This is a genomic window from uncultured Lamprocystis sp. (genome assembly GCF_903933125.1).
Lineage (GTDB): Bacteria > Pseudomonadota > Gammaproteobacteria > Chromatiales > Chromatiaceae > Thiodictyon.
This window is the reverse complement of record NZ_CAIZIZ010000522.1, coordinates 1-16,734: the sequence shown is the minus strand read 5'-3', so window position 1 is coordinate 16,734 and position 16,734 is coordinate 1. Positions and strand designations below refer to the sequence as shown.

General features: G+C 66.8%; 22 protein-coding genes. 6 read left to right on the top strand and 16 right to left on the bottom strand.

The features are described 5' to 3' along the window. Positions 1–907: 907 nt before the first annotated feature. Genes QZY03_RS28745 through QZY03_RS28730 form a run of 4 tightly spaced genes read left to right on the top strand, consistent with a single transcriptional unit; the run spans position 908 to position 3,645 of the window. Entirely contained in the window at positions 908–2,650 is a 1,743-nt protein-coding gene (locus QZY03_RS28745; RefSeq protein WP_295587285.1) for a helicase-related protein, read from the top strand. 7 nt (positions 2,651–2,657) lie between these two features. Next, positions 2,658–2,924, top strand: coding sequence for a hypothetical protein (locus QZY03_RS28740; protein WP_295587283.1), 267 nt, complete (start codon positions 2,658–2,660; stop codon positions 2,922–2,924). Further along, a complete protein-coding gene (locus QZY03_RS28735; RefSeq protein WP_295587281.1) occupies positions 2,921–3,364 on the top strand; it encodes a DNA-binding protein in 444 nt (147 codons plus the stop codon). Before QZY03_RS28740 ends, QZY03_RS28735 begins: the two co-directional genes overlap by 4 nt. A gap of 14 nt (positions 3,365–3,378) precedes the next feature. Then, a complete protein-coding gene (locus QZY03_RS28730) occupies positions 3,379–3,645 on the top strand; it encodes a hypothetical protein (RefSeq protein WP_295587279.1) in 267 nt (88 codons plus the stop codon). Between the two features lie 123 nt (positions 3,646–3,768). On the opposite strand, the gene QZY03_RS28725 is transcribed toward QZY03_RS28730, so the two are convergent. From QZY03_RS28725 to QZY03_RS28715, 3 genes are read right to left on the bottom strand one after another with little or no spacing between them, the layout of a single operon-like run. Next, positions 3,769–4,173 (bottom strand): DUF5615 family PIN-like protein, encoded by a 405-nt coding sequence (locus QZY03_RS28725; RefSeq protein ID WP_295587277.1) that lies wholly within the window; start codon positions 4,171–4,173, stop codon positions 3,769–3,771. Then, positions 4,170–4,526, bottom strand: coding sequence for a DUF433 domain-containing protein (locus QZY03_RS28720; RefSeq protein WP_295587276.1), 357 nt, complete (start codon positions 4,524–4,526; stop codon positions 4,170–4,172). The genes QZY03_RS28725 and QZY03_RS28720 overlap by 4 nt, the downstream gene beginning before the upstream one ends. A 46-nt stretch (positions 4,527–4,572) precedes the next feature. Further along, entirely contained in the window at positions 4,573–4,770 is a 198-nt protein-coding gene (locus QZY03_RS28715; RefSeq protein WP_295587274.1) for a hypothetical protein, read from the bottom strand. A 5-nt stretch (positions 4,771–4,775) separates the two neighbouring features. Between QZY03_RS28715 and QZY03_RS28710 the strand changes: the two genes are divergently transcribed. Both QZY03_RS28710 and QZY03_RS28705 read left to right on the top strand, forming a co-directional pair. Further along, positions 4,776–5,039 (top strand): hypothetical protein, encoded by a 264-nt coding sequence (locus QZY03_RS28710; protein WP_295587272.1) that lies wholly within the window; start codon positions 4,776–4,778, stop codon positions 5,037–5,039. A 179-nt stretch (positions 5,040–5,218) separates the two neighbouring features. Further along, on the top strand, positions 5,219–6,277 hold the full coding sequence (locus QZY03_RS28705; protein WP_295587270.1) for a hypothetical protein: 1,059 nt from the start codon (positions 5,219–5,221) through the stop codon (positions 6,275–6,277). Between the two features lie 663 nt (positions 6,278–6,940). On the opposite strand, the gene QZY03_RS28700 is transcribed toward QZY03_RS28705, so the two are convergent. The 13 genes from QZY03_RS28700 to traL form a co-directional block, all read right to left on the bottom strand. Then, a complete protein-coding gene (locus tag QZY03_RS28700) occupies positions 6,941–7,297 on the bottom strand; it encodes a hypothetical protein (protein WP_295587268.1) in 357 nt (118 codons plus the stop codon). Then, positions 7,294–8,553 carry a hypothetical protein gene (locus QZY03_RS28695; protein WP_295587266.1) on the bottom strand — a complete coding sequence of 420 codons (1,260 nt, stop codon included), beginning with the start codon at positions 8,551–8,553 and terminating at the stop codon, positions 7,294–7,296. Before QZY03_RS28695 ends, QZY03_RS28700 begins: the two co-directional genes overlap by 4 nt. Positions 8,554–8,658: 105 nt before the next feature. Beyond that, complete coding sequence (locus QZY03_RS28690; protein WP_295587264.1) at positions 8,659–8,955, bottom strand: hypothetical protein; 297 nt, start codon at positions 8,953–8,955, stop codon at positions 8,659–8,661. A 305-nt stretch (positions 8,956–9,260) separates the two neighbouring features. Then, complete coding sequence (locus tag QZY03_RS28685; protein WP_295587263.1) at positions 9,261–10,151, bottom strand: OST-HTH/LOTUS domain-containing protein; 891 nt, start codon at positions 10,149–10,151, stop codon at positions 9,261–9,263. Next, complete coding sequence (locus tag QZY03_RS28680; protein WP_295587261.1) at positions 10,139–10,666, bottom strand: RES family NAD+ phosphorylase; 528 nt, start codon at positions 10,664–10,666, stop codon at positions 10,139–10,141. The genes QZY03_RS28685 and QZY03_RS28680 overlap by 13 nt, the downstream gene beginning before the upstream one ends. After that, entirely contained in the window at positions 10,663–11,031 is a 369-nt protein-coding gene (locus tag QZY03_RS28675; RefSeq protein WP_295587259.1) for a DNA-binding protein, read from the bottom strand. Before QZY03_RS28675 ends, QZY03_RS28680 begins: the two co-directional genes overlap by 4 nt. A gap of 729 nt (positions 11,032–11,760) precedes the next feature. Further along, positions 11,761–11,961 carry a DUF4351 domain-containing protein gene (locus QZY03_RS28670; protein ID WP_295587258.1) on the bottom strand — a complete coding sequence of 67 codons (201 nt, stop codon included), beginning with the start codon at positions 11,959–11,961 and terminating at the stop codon, positions 11,761–11,763. Between the two features lie 197 nt (positions 11,962–12,158). Further along, the gene (locus tag QZY03_RS28665) at positions 12,159–12,650 is read right to left on the bottom strand and encodes a GNAT family N-acetyltransferase (RefSeq protein WP_295587256.1); all 492 of its coding nucleotides are present in this window, start codon (positions 12,648–12,650) and stop codon (positions 12,159–12,161) included. Then, on the bottom strand, positions 12,647–12,934 hold the full coding sequence (locus tag QZY03_RS28660) for a DUF1778 domain-containing protein (RefSeq protein WP_295587254.1): 288 nt from the start codon (positions 12,932–12,934) through the stop codon (positions 12,647–12,649). Before QZY03_RS28660 ends, QZY03_RS28665 begins: the two co-directional genes overlap by 4 nt. Before the next feature lie 289 nt (positions 12,935–13,223). Beyond that, entirely contained in the window at positions 13,224–14,498 is a 1,275-nt protein-coding gene (locus tag QZY03_RS28655) for a TraB/VirB10 family protein (RefSeq protein ID WP_295587252.1), read from the bottom strand. Then, entirely contained in the window at positions 14,495–15,559 is a 1,065-nt protein-coding gene (locus QZY03_RS28650; protein ID WP_295587250.1) for a type-F conjugative transfer system secretin TraK, read from the bottom strand. Before QZY03_RS28650 ends, QZY03_RS28655 begins: the two co-directional genes overlap by 4 nt. Then, positions 15,556–16,161 carry a TraE/TraK family type IV conjugative transfer system protein gene (locus QZY03_RS28645; RefSeq protein WP_295587249.1) on the bottom strand — a complete coding sequence of 202 codons (606 nt, stop codon included), beginning with the start codon at positions 16,159–16,161 and terminating at the stop codon, positions 15,556–15,558. The genes QZY03_RS28650 and QZY03_RS28645 overlap by 4 nt, the downstream gene beginning before the upstream one ends. Continuing rightward, positions 16,158–16,442, bottom strand: coding sequence for a type IV conjugative transfer system protein TraL (traL, locus tag QZY03_RS28640; RefSeq protein WP_295587248.1), 285 nt, complete (start codon positions 16,440–16,442; stop codon positions 16,158–16,160). The genes QZY03_RS28645 and traL overlap by 4 nt, the downstream gene beginning before the upstream one ends. Positions 16,443–16,734: the final 292 nt, after the last annotated feature.

Sequence of the window (16,734 nt, the reverse complement as noted above, 5' to 3'; positions counted from 1 at the left end):
CCAGGAATCTTTCTTGCGTCATTAAGCCATTCGTTACTCATGATCGACTCTCCTCGTAATCCAAAACCTAACTCTAAGTATAGACTATGCTAGAAAAATTGCATTAAGGCGCGTCCGGTTATTAAATGGCGCCTCGATAAGGATTCGGTTCAATATTGAGGCTAGGTTCGAATTACTTTCAAGGACGGAATCGAATTGACGCAATCGCCTAACGAGGCGCTCCATCCGAAGCCCGCTCCAGGGCGCGCCGAGGCGAGCAGGGACCAGCGTCAGGGGTCAAGTGAGTTCTCGCCGTCGAGCGGCCTCTTATAGTAGCCGAGCTGGGTCGCTCGGGTCTTCACCGTCAGCGTCCGCTTTTGCCCTGTGAGCTACATCAACGGTCCGACCGACGCCGACCTCCACCGCTGGCCCTACCCCCGACCGATTCGCCGACCCCGGAGTCCGAATGGCAGTCCTCCCGTCCTCTCGCCCCGGACGCCGGACGCCGCGGCCCATCGACTCGATGCGCGCCCGGACCGGGAAGCGGGACGACCAAGGAACAGATGCCGCGCCGGAAATGCGCCGGAGCCGGGGACTCGCGGGCACAAAAAATCCCCGTGTCCGGCATGAGCACGAGGATTGTCAGTGCGTTAGTGGTGGGCCGTGTAGGATTTGAACCTTCGACCAAGGGATTATGAGACCCTGCGTCGCGCACATCACGTTTTCAGTCGATGCTGTTTCGATCAGTCGAAGGACCGCTTCCCATCCCATTACTGCCCAAGCCACAGTCGTCCTCAAGGGCGGCTTATGGCCGCTATGTAGAGGTCGCAGTTATGTAGAGTCGTCGCGCTGATGCCGCTGCTGTCGAACATCGGCGCGACTCTGTCTCTACATAAACCGGTACCGGGTCGGCGGACGTGACTTCGCCTTGGCGGAAGACGAACTCAACCACCGCTTCGCGGTCGTCACCGGACAGTCAGCAGACCAGTGGGAGACGGTCCATCCCGGACGCCTGGCGGCCTTCCCCGAACGGGCGGCCGAATTGCGCCGCCGGGGACAGACGCTGGGCCTGGATGGGTTCCTATCCTGGGACTACCAGTTCGATGACCTGCTGGAGTTGTCGATGACCCGCGGTGCCGTCGCCGCCTGGGCGGTCGGACTCGGCAAGGCGCGGCTGGCGGCCGGGCTGATCCTGCTGTCCGGCTGCACCGCCGGGCTGATCTGCACCGAGGCGTACCTGATCGACGAACTGCGCACCGAGCTGGCCAGGCTCCCGATCCCGGCCGCGGATTGGCAGGTCATCCAGAGCCCGCGGGATCTGGACACCCTGCGGCGGATTAACGTGATCAGCTACCACCGGCTGCGCGGGCCGCTCCACGGTGCCCACCAGCGGCGGACCTACGCAAGCCGCCTGCGGCACCGCATCGGCTGCCTGGTCGCCGACGAGGGGGACCTGTTGCGCAACAAAGGCACCGCCCAGACTGCCGCCTTGTGGAAGCTCGCGGCCAAGCGACGCTATGCGTTGTCCGGGACGCCGCTCGGGAACTATCCGCGCGATGCCTTCGCGGTGCTCGCCTTCACCGGGGGCGATGCGACCGCCGCTCAGGTGTACGGGATGCACCGTTGGTATCTGGACCCGGCGCTGCGGCAATCGACCCGCGACTGCGTGCCCGGGGTCGATCAGGTGCGCGCGCAGTTCGTTACCTTCGAGTGGGTGACCAATGCGTTCAAGGACACCATGACCACCGGCGCCAAGCGGGAAGTCCCGACGTTGCGCAACCTGTCGGCCTACCGGGCGGCCCTCGCCCACCACGTCAAGCGGCGCGTGGCCCAGGAGCCGGAGGTGGCGCGGCACTTCCAGATCCCGGTACCGGAGCACCGCGTGACCACCCTGGACTGGGACGCTGCCCACCTGGCCCACTACCTGCGGGTCGCCGCGGACTTCCGTCAGTGGTATCTGCAGGGTCAGGCCAACTCACGCGAACGCAACCTGATCGCCCTGCTGGCGCGCATCCAGGCGGTGCAGATCGCGGCGGCGATCCCGCAGCGCCGCGCGGACACATCCCCGTTCGTCTACGACGGCGGACTCACCAGCAAGCAGCGGTACGTAGTGGACCGGCTGGGGACCTTGGTCGAGGGCGGCCACAAGGTCATCGCCTATGCCGAATGGCCCGAGTTGCTGGAGGTCATCGGACGGGCGTTGGATCGGTGCGGCATTGAGCAGGTGACCATCCATGGCGGCAAGCCGATCGCTGAGCGGGTCCGGGAATTGAACACGCGCTTCCGCGCCGGCCCCGCCCCGGTGCTGTTGGCGAGTCTGGGGGTCGCCCAGAAGGGGCTCAACATCCCGGAGGCCGATCGGGTGCTGTTCCTGACCCGCTCCTGGACTGCCAAGACCGAGGACCAGGCCGAAGGCCGGGTGCTAAGGCCCCAGCAGGTCCGGCCCGTGACCACGGAGTTCGTCCACCTGCGCGGGTCGATCGACGACTACCAGGGGCAGATGGTGGCGCATAAGCGCGATGCCATCAGCGCCGGACTGGATTGGGGTACGCCGGCGTTGGATGGCGTCGAGTTCCAGCATCTCGATACCATCCTGGGGCGGTTCGTCGCGGACTTGGCGGGGCTGATGGGGTGCCGGACCCATGAAGTCCGGGACCGACTGGCAGCATAGGAGCGTGATGATGAGCGATATCGAGGTTGTCATTGGTGAAGGGTCAGTCACCATCCGCCGCTCCGGGCGTTCCGCACCGATCGTGGCCCAGGTCCTGGCGCTCGATCGGAACCCGGACGGTGAGGTCATCCGTATTTGGCTTGATCGCCTGGTGCATCGGCCGGGGGAGGCATGGACGGGCGACTGGTCCGTCCGTGGGGCCGTGAGTTCGATCGTCGAGCGCGTTGGCATCGGCCCCGTTGGCGCGTTCAAACGCCCTCCGGCCGCACCATGAGCGCCCACGGAGCGACCCGCCAACGCGCCTTCCAGACCGCCTGTACCCTCGCCGCCGCCGGCAAGCGCCCGACGATCGCCGCCGTCCGCGAGGGACTGGGTGGCAAAGGCTCCCAGCAGGCGATCGGCGCCGGGATCGACGATTGGCTCGATGAGGCCGCCCGGCGCTTTCAGATCCCTGGCATCCCCGAGGCGCTGCGCGCGCAGGTGGTCGAGGTCTGGGACCAGGCGTGCGGGCTGGCCGGGGAGCAGTGGGACGGTGCCAAGGCAGCGCTTGAGGCCCAGGTTTCGGGGCTGGACGCCCAGGTGGCGGCGGTCGCTGAGGAGCGCAACGCGGCCAGGACCGAGAGCGAGCGCCTGGTTGCCGAACTGAACAACCAGGGCACGACGCTACGGGAAACTCTGGACGCCCTGGACCTGGCCGACATAGACGGACCTTGAAGCCGCACAGGCCGTTGGCGGAACAGCTGCGCAACTCGGTGTCCGAGCGCGACGGCCAGGTCGCCACGTTCATCGCCACGGTCGAGGCGGAACAGCCGTGGGCGGAAGTGGCTGAGGCCCGTGCCGGGGAAACGGCGCTGACCGAGGAGAAGAATACCCTGACCCTGGAGGCGCAACGCTCGCGACAGGATCTAACGCCTCCTCGGAATCAGATCGGCCAAGGTCTGCAAAAACGTTGCCGCTACTGGCCTGTAGGGGGATGTCTTGTTCATCGCTCATAACGTCCGGACAGTACTTCAGGTCGTCCAGGCTGCTTCCTATCAAAAACAGCGGCTTGTCGGGTAGACGCTGGCGCTCCACGTCGACGGCCTCGCGCTCGGCGGGGAGTTGGTTGACGCACAGCTTTAGCTTTGCCCCTCCCGCCGACGGGTCGGCGATGGCCGCTTGACGGGCAGACGGCGGATGCGGATGGTACGCTCGGTGACGGTAATCAGGGCACCTTGGGCAATCGCTTCAGGCAGGCGCAACAATACATCCGCAATCAACGCGGCGATCTCGGCGCCGTTGAGGCCCTCGCGACGGATGCGGATCACCGTGGGTCGGGCCGCGCCACTGACGGCGATCAAGGCATGAAAGTCCGCATCCAGGGTGACGATGGCGGTCCGGTCCGACCGCGCCTGGTCGATGATCTGACTGTCGCTGGCCTGGCTGAGTCCGATATCCGCGACGTGAGTCGCCTGGATGCCGAGTTGTTGCAGGTGCCTGGGCGCGCTGCGCGGCAGCCCTTGGTCGAGCAGCAGGGGCGTCACGCCGCATCCAGGGCGAGGATCTCGTCGGAGATGCTTTCCGCCGCGTACTCCAGGGCTTGGCGGATGTCTTCGTCTTCCAACTCCGGGTACTCGCGCTTGAGCTCTTCGCGATCGGGGTAGAGGGCGACGGCCGCGACCACGCGCCTGGCGGTGAGACGCATCCCGCGGATGCAGGGCTGGCCGTTCATGCGAGCGGGATCGCTGGTGATGCGGTCGAATCGGTGGGCCATGGTCGCGTACTCCAAATTAGCGGCAGGATCGGCAAGAGTATGCCCGATGACGGTCAGGTTCCAGTGGATGGACAGGAGCAGGGTGCGGCCCTGCGCCGACCGCCCGCGCAGCAGGTCGACCACCGCGCCCACCTGATGTAGGTTGAGCCCTCGAAGGGTTCGTCCAGGCTCAGACCACCAGCGAGTAGCCGAGCCCGGCCAGGGGGCAGGCCCCGATCACCGGGATGACGCCGATCTTATAGCGCCACAGGGCGAGGAAGGCAGCGCCCATGACCAAGAGCGAGAACCACTCGAAGCGCCCCGCGAAGGGCGCCGCGGGCGTCTGGCCGCTGCCATGGCCCTGATCCGCTCCGACATCCGAGAACACCACCCATGGGATTCGTTGAAGACCACGAACCGGCCGCCATCACCCCGCAACACCCCACCGGTGCGCGCGTCTTTCCTGCGTACCACACGCCTCTTGGCCAAGGCACGATCACCGCTCATCCGATCGACGCCGACCCCGATGGCACCCGCATCCTCCCCGGTCGGCCGATGACCGCCGCCGCTGCGCGGGGCTGCTGCACGCCCTGCTGGGGGAGCTTACACTGGCCACCGGAGCACCTCCTGGCCATGGGTGATGCGTCGCTCGCCTGATCTGTGCCGGGCCGGGTCCGGCCGATGCGCTTGCGGTTCCGGGGGAACCTGGCCGATCGGCAGGACCGGGGCGAGACCAGTGACCGCGAGTAGGTGCGGTTCTGGCGCACCCCGGCGCGGGCCAAGGCAACCCGGTGTCCCAATGTGACCTTGGTGTCCAGAGCAGGTCGGCTCGCGCTGTGCTCGGGGTTGGAGCCGAGCCGCTCAATGGCTGCGGTACCCTGTCATCAACCGAATCTGCGTGGCCAACCGATGCTTCGCCCCCGTCAGATCCTGGAAACCTTCGGCCACGCCACCCCGGGGCCTGGCGGGCCCTGGACAACCTGCGCGCGGAGCGCGTCGGCACCTGGCCGGTCTATGTCTATGCGCCGCTCGACCTGGCTGGGGTGGCGCTGGCGACCGCACAGCGGACCGCGGGACGACCGCTGCCGTCGCACACGTGGGAGATCATCGCGCCGGCCCAGGAACTCGCGGGGCTGGCCGCGTGGCGGGTGACGCAGCAGGTGTTCCGTTTCGACCCCGACCTTTACCAGGCGCTGCTGGAGACGCCGATCGCCGGGATTCTCCCCGGCGAGCATTTTCGCCGGTTGCCGGCCTGGGGTATCTACGTGGAGACGCCGGGGCTCTGCGCCCCCCTGGTCAGGGGCGGTGAGACGCCGGTGCATGGGACCTTCGCCTGGCTCGACTGGCGCGCGGACCGTCGCGAGGACATCCTGACCCTGGGTCTGGACACGGACCTGCAACTGGCCGTCGGGTATGTCCCGTTGGTCGGGAGCCTGGATGAAGGCCTGGCGCAGGTCGAAGCCGACTGGCGCGAAGGGCTCGCCGCCGGGGTGGCCGACAGCGCTGTTCCGGACGGCTTTGCCGCTGCGGCCCGCTCGGTCTATGGGCGGCTCCTGTCGCTGCTCCTATACCTGTGCGCGGACGATGCCGACTACCAGCGCCCACCCTGGCCAGCGCCGCAGCGGACCAAGAAGGGCCTGCGCCTGTTCCCGCCGGATCAGCCGTCGATCTGGACCGTCGGGGAGCGCATCGGGGCCGTGCTGCGGCATGCCACGGACCCGCGTGAACCGGGGACAGCGGCGGCGGACGGTCACCGGTCCTCGCCGCGCGCCCATGTGCGCGCCGCCCACTGGCATTCCTTCTGGCGCGGCGCCCGCGATGGCGAGCGGGAGCGCGTGGTCCAGTGGTTGCCGCCGATCCTGGTCGGGGCGGACGGGGTCACGGGCCTGCGGTGACGATGCGGCCGGTGCGGGCGCACTGAGCGCAAACCAATCGCGATACCGACGCATCACCGCGCGCCATCACGCACACCGGCGGCCCCAGTCTCACCGACGCCATGGCCGGTTCGGGTACGACCCACATGCTGTTCGTTTTCTGCTACTGACCGCCGTGTCTTGACCGCTGGGACGGCCGAGTTGCGGAGGTTCTCCGGAGACATCGAAAGCTTCCCGACGGAGGGCCGAGCGCACTCCGACGCCGAACAGATTAGCCCATCTTTAACATAACCCCATTGATTTAGCCGTTCAACTTGACCCTAAGACAATGATTGATAAGTACACGGTGCCCAGAATCTTCAATGTAGTGCCAATTTATTTTTCGGGTGGTCTGGACCCCGCACGCAGGACGTTGTAGCGTCTTCGATATACATCCCGCGAAAGGCCATCGGCTCGGAGCGAGAACACCCCCGCGCAGGTACTTGAGACCTGGGGGTCTGGAAACCACCGCCGGAGAGACAAGTTCATGGGTATCTGAGCCCGGAAATTTCAAAGATTGGCGAGTTTGTAGTGCCACTTAGCTGTTTTGACCACGGCAAGCGATTGATATTGAATAAGAAATAATCTCTCGTGTTAAACTTGGGTTAGCATCCGACCGTACAGCCCAGGGCCGCCGTACTCCCGCTACACCCTGTCTGGCCTCTTGGAGCCCGGCAAGGACCTGAAGGACTCCAGCAAACGCCCCCCGGCGGTGGCGCGTGCCACGCGCGCCTTGGCCACGGCGAGCAGGCGCTGATCATCATCGGTTTCGACCATCTGCTCCAGGCTGGCGATGAGGGTGTCGGCAGACGCGTCGTCGCCCTCGGCGCGGCTCAACATGGCCATGGCACCGTAGAGCGCAAAAGCCTCCTGGATGTGGAGCCGCGGGCGTAGCGCGAGGCCAGCCAGCAACGCCTTGGCTGCCGCCAGCTCCCCGTCCTCGATCAGGAGGCCAGCCAGGTTGCAGCGCGCAAAGAGATAGTCGGGATGGGCCGCGATCACCCGGTGCAAGAGCTCCCGGTACGCGCTGTCGCGACCCTGACGGGCGCGGATTGCCGCCAGATTACCCAGCGCGGTTTGATGGTCTGGGACGCGCAGCAGAATGGCTTGGAGTCGCGCCTCGGCGGCGACGAGATCACCGTCGCGATGAGCTTAACCTCCCTCAGTGCCGTGCCGTCCCAGTAGCAGAGGGTCTCGTCGGTCCCGCTCAGACCGGCGTCGCGCAGGGCGTGCAGTAACCCGCGGCGCTCTTGGGCGGTACCGACCGGCAACCGCGCTAGGTTCCGGACGATGGCGGCCGCGTGCCGTTCGGGCTGGCCGCTCGCGGCGGGCTGGGCCACGGACGCGCGCTGCAGCCGATGCTTCAACAGTTGCACGGCGAAGGTCCGGAGGCGCGCGTCGCCGGCCAGGTAGATCGTCTCCAGATAGGCGTCGCTGGCGGTGAGCTCATCAAGTCGGGCATCCAGGTGCGCGGCGCCTGCCGCATGCAGTCGGTGTACCCAACCGACGGGGAGCATATGGCTCCACTCGAACAGGGCCGGATGGGCCGGAGGCGCGCCCTCCCGTTGCAGGGCGGCCAGACCCTCCGCGGCGGTGGTGAGCCCCGGGCGTTGCGCCAAGGCCTGCCGCCAGAGCGTCCGCGCCTGTTCGGCGTCGCCGAGCCGACTGGCCGCCCCGGCTCCCTGTTGGAGTCGTTCTGCCAACAGCGGACCGGTCTCACCAGCGGCCCAAACCGCCTGACCCGAACGCGCAAAGGCGTCCCAGGCGGCTTGGTCCTCATGGATCAATAGCAGGCCGGCGACCTGGCCGTAGGCATCCTCGGCACGCCGCGCCTGGGCCTGGGCCAAGGGGACAGCCAAGCCCCTGGCGCCGGTCTCGTCGCCCAGATACAGCCGCAGCCGCAGCGCCCAGCCGAGGGCGAAGAGGTTGCCCGCGTCATGCTGCCAGGCGTCCAGAAAGGCAATCAGCGCCGCCTCGATGCGGCCCGCGTGAAACAGGGCGAACCCCCGATTGTTGCGGGCCGAGGTAATGGCGACACCGTCGAGCATCCGCGCCGCGCCCGCGAAGTCATGGGCATCCAGATGCAGCTTGCCGATGTCGAACTGCGCCGCCTGCGCGCGGGTCGCCGCGGTCCCATCGGGCTGCTGCAGCAGCTCGGTCAGGCCCGCAGGGTCGATGCGGAAGGCCCCAGTCAGGGCGCCCAATTCCTGCAACCGGTTCGCAACCTGGTAAGCCAACACGAGGTGATGGCCCTCCATCGCCAACTGGAAGAGTGCCTCTAGCAGCCTGTCGGACTTGATGAGGTAACAGATTGAAGTTAAAGAGTTTCAGCTTTTTTGGCGCAAATTTTTTATCTTCTATAATCAAGTTCTTACGCTGCAAGTCCGACAAACTGCTAGGGCGCGCACGCTCCGGGGTCGGCGTACTGCCCACTGGTAGGCAGCCAGGGTGGCCGCCGCCCGACTCTCGCCCTGGTCCAGGGCATCCAGCAGCAGCCGGTTGGCGCCGCCATGATCGGGAAAGTCCTGCACCAGGGTGCGGGCGCGCGCGATGGCCCGCGGATAGTCCCGGGCACCCAGCAGACGCTCCACGGCCTTGATTTGGGCCGGCGCGGGCTGCTCGCCCTTCGTCTGGCGGGTAGTGGACGGCTGCTTCGGCACCGCGGTTGCTCCGATGGTCTGATGTTGTAGAGTCCCCTACTGTAACGCGGTCGGACGTTCGACGACGGCAAACGCCGCGTACCGCGCCTTCTCGGTGGCATCGACTTACCCAGCGGGCAACCTGTCGCCATGAAGCCCAGTTGCGCATGGACGACCAGCGGCAGTGTCACAGGTCGCACGGCGTTGAGGTTTTCGCCCGGTTTGTCGGTAGCCGCAAGCGCTGGGCACCTCCGGCTCCCCCGGAGAGAGGAGCAACGAGCGCCGTCATGGGCTGTCATCGTCGCGTTGAGGAACCCCAGGCAGGGCTACTTGGTGCGGACCCTATACCAGGCGACTCGCTGACCATCCACGTCACGGTAGCGCAGCTCGAACAGGCGCGACTCATGCAGCACCTGTCGCCAACTGGCGCATCCGTACCTGTTGGGCTGCTGTTCAGGACTCCGTTCCATGATCCATCGCCCCGCCGCTGCAACAGGCGTCCAGCCGTCCACGGCGAGCGCGTTCGCCGCCTCGCGCAAAGCGCCGACAATGCCTGCTGCGGGCCAGTCCACTGTGCCGTCCGGGGCGATGCCATTGATCACCACGTCGTGGAAGGCATCGGACTGTACGAACGCCGCGGCCAGGCGCCTGGCCTGCTCCATGTGCTCGGCCCAGCCCCGAAGCTGTTCGTAGTGCCGGTCGATGCACGCGGACGCGGCAACCAGTGCGTCCCGCGCGGTACGGCATCCGCCGGTCGACCAGAGATCATGCTGGTCGATGAAATGGTGAACCAGATTGTTTCGCAGCATCACCAGTTCCTTCAGGTCCCGTTGTGTCCTGACGTAGTCTTCGCCAGACAGGTTCAGCTGCAGCCGCATGGCGAAGAAAAGAACATCCTCTGGTTCGTTCGCCGTGGTATCGGCGGCGGTGTCAGTCGCCGCGGTCACGACACACGATCCGAGCAACTGCCCCACCAGGGTGCCAAGGGTCTTGGTCGATGCATCATGGATGCGCGCCGCACGGATTGTCTCCAGCGCCGGCGCGGGCCCCGAAAGGTCGTGGTGCGCAACGATGGCCTTCATCAGGCGCTCGTACTGCTGCAGGCGCAGCAGGCAGCGGCCCAGCAACCGTTGGACCTCGCGCTGCTGTCCTGGGAGTTCCTGAACGTTCCCAGCGGGTTGGGAAGCGGCCGCCTGGGAGCGCATCAGCGTGCCCAACTGGACTGGTCGCGGGGGAGTCGCCCGTCGGGGTCGTTGACGGTGACCGAGTTGCCATTCGTGAGCCGGTCGGAATACACCACGACGTTGGTTCCGCCCCCGCGCACCTGGCTCGGAAAAAGGATGCCGGTGTAGCCATGGGCCAGCACTAGGTCGGCGAGAACCCACGTTGGAGGTTCGCTATGCCGCTCGAACTTCAGGTGGCGCCAGTCCTCGCGCCAGTCGTGCCATAGCGCGTCCCAGGGCGCCCCGTGGTGGAGTTGGCGCAGGTCGACCAAGTCACGCAGCGCCACGGTGTACGAACACATCGTGCAGGGTGGCAGGAAGGGTGAGGTCTGCTGGTACTCGCGCAAGGCGGTCACCTCATCCAACGACAGGTACAGCGCCGCGACGCCTTCTCGGTTGAAGCGCCCCCCGCGGGTGGCGGCGCCGGCGCCGCTGGTGGGCCGGCTGGCCCACTGCGGGGTATGCGCCCGGAATAACGTGGTGCCGGGGGGCAGATCGACGAGGATCAACCGACGAACCCGGTGCTGATTGACTCCAGGTAGCCGATCGCATCCTCGGTCCGGCCGTCCTGTACCAGTTGCAACAGGGTCTTGTGACGGAACACAGGAATCGGTTCGTTCTTGACCAGGAAGATGGCGCGTTGTGGGTCCGGCTGCACCACTGCGGCGGCCGACACCACGCGCATCAGGTCACGCAGTGCGGATTGCAGTCTTGGCGATTCCGGGTGGGTGCGCAGGGTATTGCGATGAACCCCCGCCAGCTCGGCCAAATCCTGCTGCTGCAGGCCAAGGATGTCGGCGACGCCCGATGCAGAGAATCGCGACGTCCCGGGTTCCCGCGTCGATTCGAGCACATCTGCGAAGAGGGCGGCCATGGGGTTGCACCTGGGGGGCATTGCGTAAATGCACATTATACGCACAGTACAGGCACACATCAAGCCCCAGCCCGTCCCGCGGCCGGTCGCGACGGGTTAGTCGCGACCCCGTGGGGATCACTCCAAACAGCGTCGGGGGGGAATGATCTGCGCAAGAGCGATCGTCGCTGCGCCGGATGCGCCTGCACGGTTTCCCGACGCACCGCATGACGTGGCGGTGACAGGTTTGGCAATCCCGCCGGCGCTCGGATCGACGCGCCCGGCCACAGTCTCACGGCCTTCCACCGGCGAACTGTACGCTATGCACCCACAGCGGTTCCGGCACGTCTTGGCGGTGTCCCGTCGCGTATCAGCGGTACGCCCCCGACTGCGGTCCCGTAACCGTTCCCGCTGACTAACCGCTCCGGGTTGTGACTTGTCGCGCGTTGAAAGCGATCGACTGTCCGCTTTCAGGATTCACGCGTCATTCGCTTGCGGTCGATGGCCCACGGCCAGTCGACTCCTGATCGATGCCGATCGGCGTCCATTCCGAACAGCCATCATCAGCGGCTCCCCGCCCTCCCAGACCGCAACCGCCCACCCTTTCGCGGCTGACACTGGCAGCGCGAAAACAGACCGCTGCAGCGGTTTAGACCGAGCGCCTCCGCCGCTGACCGCACAGCACACGACTCGCTCAATGGGTCCCCGAGACCAGACCCGCGGCGGTCATCAGGATGCGCTGCCGGCCCCTCAGTGCAACACCGCCTCCACGTCGTCGGCGGTGAGGATACGCTCGGACCAAGCGAGCAGGGTTTCGGGGTCCGCGCTGGCGATCCGCTCACGCACCGACTCGCTTGGTGGGCCGAACTTGCGCTCGACCAGGCGTAGCAGGATAGCGGCGCCGCCCTGCTGTTTGCCCTGCTCAATGTAACGAGCAAGAAAAGTTTGCATGGTAGTGTCTCCGACCGGGGCCTCACTCAACAGCGTCCGGACCTGCGCTTCGTCCAGACGGATGTTTGCCTGAACAGCGTACCGCAGGAGGGTGGGCAGACTTGCGTCTGGGTCTGATCGCCGATCTGGTGAATGGCGAATGATGCGCACGGCGCGGCAGCGGACGCTCGCAGCCTGGCTAACGCCCTGAACCGAACTTAGACGCTGGCCCGCAGATCAGCCAGCGTGATCATCAGGGTCATCGGCTCCAGCGGCGAGGGATCAAAGCCAAGGCGCTTATAGAACGCCTTGGCGGAGGCGTCGAGGGCATGCACGATCAAGCCGCGAATACCGATGGCGTCCGCGGCGTTCACGACCCGCCGGCCGGCGTCCTGCATGAGGGCGCGCCCCAGACCCGATCCCTGATGGGAACGCTCCACGGCCAGGCGGGCGAGCACGACCACCGGGATGGGATCGGGCATGTTCCGCCGCAGACGGCCGGTCGCCACTGCGCCAGCCACGGCACGCGATGCCAAGGCGTCATAAGCAACCACGCGCCCGGCCGCGCAAACGACGAAAGTCCGCGAGGCGCCGCGCGTCTGGTTGCGTAGCGCACGCGGTCGTAGCCAGGTGTCGAGCATCGCGCTACCGCAAGAGAAGTCGGTGCAGTCGTGTCCTTCCGTCAGCGGCTCCGGTGCACCGATCGTCATTTCGCCCAGAGCGGCGGGGTCTGCATGGTCTCGCGCAGCCGTTCGTTGGGCTCCGGCGGCGCATCGAGTCGCGCCTGGAACGCGGCAAAGGCGTCGCTGCCGACGCGTAACAAGGCGTGGTCGAGCACTGTTTCCTCGGCCGCCCGGCGGGTCGCATCCAAGATGAACTCGGTGCGATGCTTACCGCTGGCACGGGCGGCGCGGTCGATCAGGTCCCGCTCCTCGGTCTTGATGCGTAGGTTGAGGGTCTGGCGCTGACTGGGTGGTTCTTGGACGGTTGGCATGGCCTAGGCTCCGCTTTGGCCTGATGCTAGCAGTCGCGTCATGACGTTGCCACCACGACCGCCGGCGGTGAACCGCGTGCACCAGACCCACGACGCGTCGGCGTCACCGCTCACGGGTGCGGCACATCGACTGCGGCGCGTTGCGCGCTCACTGGGGGCGGAGCAGGCCGAGCCGTAGCAAATCAATGGCACTTGGCGCAGTGACCGGCGCTGGGTCGCGTGACCCGCCACCGAAAGCCGCGGTGAAACGCGGCGCTCCGTCCGACCAGGACACCCGACCGGTCTGCGCTCACTCGGCCATCCGCAACGAAACCCCTTTGTTCAGGATGATCTCGATGCCCCGCCCCGCGTCCACCTCCAGCACCGGGAAGGTGTTCTCGGCCATCGTCATGTAGTAGTCCGCCAACTTCTCCATCGCCCCGCCGACCCCACCGGCCGCCCCCGACGCCGCGGCCTGGGGGGTGAACATCGTCTGGTACTGCACCTGGCTGCTGTTATTCGCGTTGGAGATCGGGATGCTCGGGACTTGGGTGAACATCTTCGCGAACGATTGCAGGAACCCCGCCTGCATGGCGCGAGCGAGCATGGCGCCCTGCTTGCTGACCAGTCGACCGCGGACCCCGACCTTGCCGTCTTCGCCGACCGCGTAGCCGTCGACCGGAACCTCGATCACCCCGCCGTCACGGCGCACGCAGGTCAGCGTCTCGGAGCGCAGATAGGCGCGTTCGGCCCCCAGGTCGCCGAAGCCGCCGACGATCACGAAGCATTCCTTCACATCGGCGCGATAGCGGTTGGGGAGGATGGCGTCATGCTTGATGCGGACCAATGCGGGGGTCGGCTCGGTGCGGGCGCCCTGCCCGGTCGGAGCGTCGAGTCCGTTGAGCAGCACCCCGCGGAGGATGGTGCCGGCGGGGATGAAGACGCCATCCTTGGCGTCGGCTGGCTGACCATTCGCGTTGGTGCGCGGCGCGGCGCTCACCACGCGGATGTCCATCGCGCGGCCGCCGCCGGTGGGGGTCGTCAGGTCCGCAGTGGCGGTCCGTTCCGGACGGGTGAACAGTTGCTCCAGCGGTGGCTCACGCCGGGGCGGGGGCGCCGCCGCTGGGGTCGGGGTCGGATCGGCGAGCCGGCCCGGGGGCCGCGCCGGCGACGCCGGCGCAGCGGCAGCGCGCTGGTCGTTGGCGGCGTCGAGCTGTTTACGCAGCGCGTCGACCTGCGACTTCAGGGTTTCGATGTCCATCTGGTGCGCCAGGTCCGCCGCACTGCTGCCCGCGGGTGCGGGGGTGACGGCCGGTGCGCGGGCGGCCCGCTGGTTGAGTTCATCGACGTGTTTTTCCATGCGCTCCAACCGGGTCGCCAGCCCTTCCACGCCCAGCGCGCGGGGGTCGGTATCGGTCAGGAGGTTGCGCACCAGCTGCTGTTGAGGGGTGGCGGCCGTCGGCGGCGTCTGCACGGTTTGCACCGAGAGTGCCGCCACGGCGAGCAGCATCGCGGCGGCCACGCCGAGCATCGTCCAGCGCTGGACGTTGGGTGAGAGCCCATCCCACTGCGCGCGCAGCGTCATCGCGCGCGACCCGGTGTGGTCGTGCCGGATCCCTGCAGCACCAGGAACAGTTCGGTCTCCTCACCCGCGGCCAGGGTCTTGCGCGGCCACGCGCCCATCGCGGCCACGGTGTGTTGCTCCACGCGACAGGTGGTCTCATCGGTGTCCAGCGGCCCGGTCCCGGTATTGCGCAGACCGAGGGTGAGGATGCTGGCGCTGGGGCCTTCGGTCAGTTGCGATTTCAGCACTTTCAGCGTTGTTGTGCAGCGCGCCGTGGGGGCGCCGCCGTCGCGTACTTGAAAGCCCGGCGGGAGGCGCCGCTGGGCCATAGCGCGCAACAGATCGGTCCTGCCCTCAACGTAGCTCGATGCGCCGAAGCGATCCCCGCCGCCGCCTAAATCGATACTGGCGGCGGGCGCGACCGGGTCGGTGGCCGCGGCCTTGACCTGGTAGCCGGGGACGCTAATGCGAATCTCGCGCGGGGGCACATAGCGCGGTGCCAAAGTGAGGGAGATCGCCAGCGCGTTGCCCGGCCCGTCGGTGATCCACAGCGCGACCGGCTCTTCGCTGGACGTCGCCAGGTAGATCACCCGTCCATCGACGGAGGTGCTGGCGCTGGAGACGGTATGGACCACCGGGGACGCAAAGGGGGTGACCAGGCGGTTCAGATGGCCGATGGCGACTTCGATCAGCACGGTCGTCCCCGGCGCGACCGTGACGGTACGGGGGGCCAACTCCAGCCCGGCGGGTGGCGCCCGGTTGGTGACCGCGACGCGCTGCAGGGCGCCGCCGGTGGGCACCCGCGCGGTGCTGGGGGCGGCTATGGGGGCGGCCTGCCCTATCTGTCGAATGGCGGGGAGCGCGGCGGTGAGCGCGGCAGCCGGGACTGAGGGTGCGGGGGCGGCGGGAACCATTGGGACCGCGGGGACTGTCTGCACCGGTCGCGCCCCGTCGAGCAGCGCGCAGGAGACCGGCGGGAGCGTCACCGCGGGCGCCGCGGTTGCTTGGCGCCCATTGAGGCCGCTGGCCAGGGAGATCGCGACCAGAGCGATGGTCGCACGCGTGGGAGCGCTGGGGGTCATGATGTTGGTCCTGGGGGTGCTGCTGCCACGGGCTGAGTGCTGAGCCGCGGCGCCCCCGGATAGACCTCCAGATGGGTCAGCCGTGGGCGATAGTTCCGGAAGACGATGCGCAACACATAGGTGCGCTCGATGGACACCGGTTGCGCCCCCGGCCCCATCGTGACGTGTTTGCCGGTGACATAGATGTTCTGATTGCCAGGATCGTGACTGAGCTCGCGGGGCTGGAACGACATGCTGACCTGCTCGCGTTTGATCTCGGCGACCTGGGCCTGGAGCACCCGCATGACGTCCTGGCGGAGGTCCGCGGCCAACAAGGGGTCGAGCGCGGACAGCAGAAAGTCGGCGTTGCTCGGCGTGACGTTGCCGATCAATTCGGCGACGTACAGCGCCCACGCCTCGTGGGCCTCCCGGCTGGCCGCATCGCGGGCAATGGTCACTGCGTGCTCCAGGGCCGGCGGGACCAGCACGACGGTGCGCTCCACCAGGGTCAGGGACATGGCGAGTCCGATGCTCAGCAGGGCCAGCAGCACGATCAGGGCGCGGTTGAAGCGGTTCTCCGCGCGGACCCCGTCCCACGTCGCGAGGAATGTGTTGAGCGTCACGGCAGCCACCGGCGGGCGAACGGGTTGGGCGTGGTGCGCCCGGTGATCGGCAGCAGTCCGCTCCAGTACAGGAAGTGCAGCGCGTAGCCATCGGGGCGGCTTTCCCTGAACTTGGAATAGAGCCGCACCAAGAGTAGGCCGATGATCAGGAACATGAGCAGCCGGTCAGCGAGGATACCGACGATCAACATGAGCACGATTGGCGCGAGGTCGTCGACTCGCCACAACAACAGATGCGGCGGATCATCGATGTATTTCGGCATTTCGAGGTGCTGTTGCATGGGCGGGCCTGGTGAGTCGTCGTCGGTCCATGATGGGTCAATCCGCGCGGTCGGCGTTAGGGCCCAAAGTGGCAAATAATGGGGGGTATGCGGGAGATCACGGCGCGCACAGATCGTCAGGGCGGTGTTATAGCTTGTGCCTGAAAGAAAACTCGGCTCATGAGGCCAAGTGTGTGAGCCTTTATTAATTTGGAATAATAGACGATAATGAAATACCGCACAGCACATAATTATCTTTTTGGACTGATATGCTCATTTTTTCCGTCATCGAGTTAATGGACGAACAGAAATG